We start from the raw sequence: 1,795 nt of genomic DNA, 5'->3' as shown, positions 1-1,795 counted from the left end.
CGCGGCCCAGACCAGGAACGCGGGGAGGTCCTCGCCGGCCTTTGTCCGGCGCTTCCATTCCTCCCGCAGCTCGTTGTGAATCCGCTCGTCCTCGCGCAAGAACTCGACACGCGAGCGGATCACTGAGGTGGTCCCCAATCATTGGACCACAAACCGGGACTTTTAAGGTGGATCTCTGCCGGGGGGAGCAGCGCGGAGCGGAGCCCCTGGCGGAGCTCAAGCGGAGCGCTGCGGTCCGGGGGGCGGAGCCCCCCGGGGGGATGGGGGTCGAGGGGGAAGGGGCTTGAAAGCTCGTGGAGAGTCCCGTCCGTCCCCGTGGCCATCTCGGTCGCATCGCCGTCACTCGCGCTCTGCTCCCCGTTCATACCTGAGCCGGCGATCTGCTCGGCTCCCGTTCTCGAAACATCGTCTTAGGCCGGCCGCGTTACGCCGCGCCCTACCGCTCGAAGTAAACCTCCGCGGGCGTCCGGTCGCGAAGCGACTGATGCGGACGCTCCCGGTTGTAGAAATCCAAATACCGGCCGATCTCCTGCCGAGCCTCCCGCACGGCGACGTAGCTCTTCAGGTAGACCTCCTCGTACTTCACCGAGCGCCACAGCCGCTCGACGAAGATATTGTCGTAGACGCGGCCGCGGCCGTCCATGCTGATCCGGATGTTCCGCTCCAGCAGCCGACTCGTGAAGGCCTGGCTCGTAAACTGGCTTCCCTGATCGGAATTGAAGATCTCGCAGACCCCGGCCAAGAGAGCACGGTCGAGAGCCTCGAGGCAGAAGCCGCCCTCCAGCGTCACATCCATCTCCCAGGCCACCACGAAGCGGCTGTACCAGTCCATGATGGCCATGAGATACGCAAAGCCTCGATGCATCGGTATGTACGTGATGTCCGTCGCCCAGACCTGATCGGGCCGGATAACCTCGACCTCTCGGAGTAAATACGGGTATCGGTGATGCTCTGGATGGCTCTTCGAGAGTCGAGGCTTCGGGTAGACCGCCTCCAGGCCCATCAGCCGCATGAGGCGCCGCACGCGCTTCCGATTCACATCGTAGCCCTCGCGCCGCAGCCACCCCGTCATGCGCCGTGTACCGAAGAACGGCGTCCGGAGGTACTGCTCGTCGAGCAGCCGCATCAGATGCAGATTGTACGGCGTCTCCCCGCACGGCTCGTAGTACAAGGTCGAACGCGGCAACCCGATCAAGTCGCATTGCCGGCGGACCGACAGATCCGCATGGTCGGTGTCGATCAGCATCCGCTTCTCACCCGTCGAGCTGCTCAGATTTTTTTTTCAGCCAGTCCCGCTCGACCTTCAGCTCCCCGATCTGGCGGTAAAGCTCGGCGATCAGCTCGGCGCTGTCGCGGTCCTTCTTCTTCTGCCGCGACGAGTAGACCCCGGGCAGCGCCTCCAGCGCCTTCTTGCGCCACTGCGACACCTGATTGGGGTGCACCCCGAACTGGCTCGCGATCTCCGCCACCGTCTTCTCGCGCTTCAGCGCCTCGACGGCGACCTTGGCCTTCAATGCCGGCTCAATCTTGCGTCTCATGGACCTCATCGTACCTTCCTTCTGCCCATGAGATCCACCTTAGCCGATGGTCCAGTTTTTGGGGACCAGCTCACTTGACGACAGTATCGGGCTGCATCAGATAAGTGGCCTCTCGCCAGTCAGGCCAGAGGCGATAGAAAAGAGCCCAGAGGAGCCGGAAGGCTGAGCTGAATCTCGGCTTCGGTCTTTTCTTCTCCTCGATGCCCTGTTGGAGCACAGCGAGCTGGCTTTCGGCCGCCAAAAGCCTTGCGACCAAC

The 1,795-nt window shown here is 63.2% G+C and carries 2 protein-coding genes; both read right to left on the bottom strand.

What is annotated here, in order from left to right; all coding sequences use genetic code 11:
• Positions 1 to 436: 436 nt before the first annotated feature.
• Positions 437 to 1,547, bottom strand: a protein-coding gene (locus tag SX243_26180) for an IS3 family transposase (protein ID MDY7096475.1) whose coding sequence is annotated in 2 segments (ribosomal slippage) — positions 437 to 1,273 and positions 1,275 to 1,547 — 1,110 coding nt in all. Because the reading frame shifts where the segments join, the coding sequence is not laid out codon by codon here.
• Positions 1,548 to 1,608: 61 nt separating this feature from the next.
• The coding region (locus SX243_26175) for an integrase (protein MDY7096474.1) at positions 1,609 to 1,795 on the bottom strand (187 nt) is incomplete at its 5' end.

The organism is Acidobacteriota bacterium (assembly GCA_034211275.1).
Lineage (GTDB): Bacteria > Acidobacteriota > Thermoanaerobaculia > Multivoradales > JAHZIX01 > JAGQSE01.
Note: the sequence above shows the minus strand (reverse complement) of the source record. Positions and strands in the feature narration are given on the sequence as shown.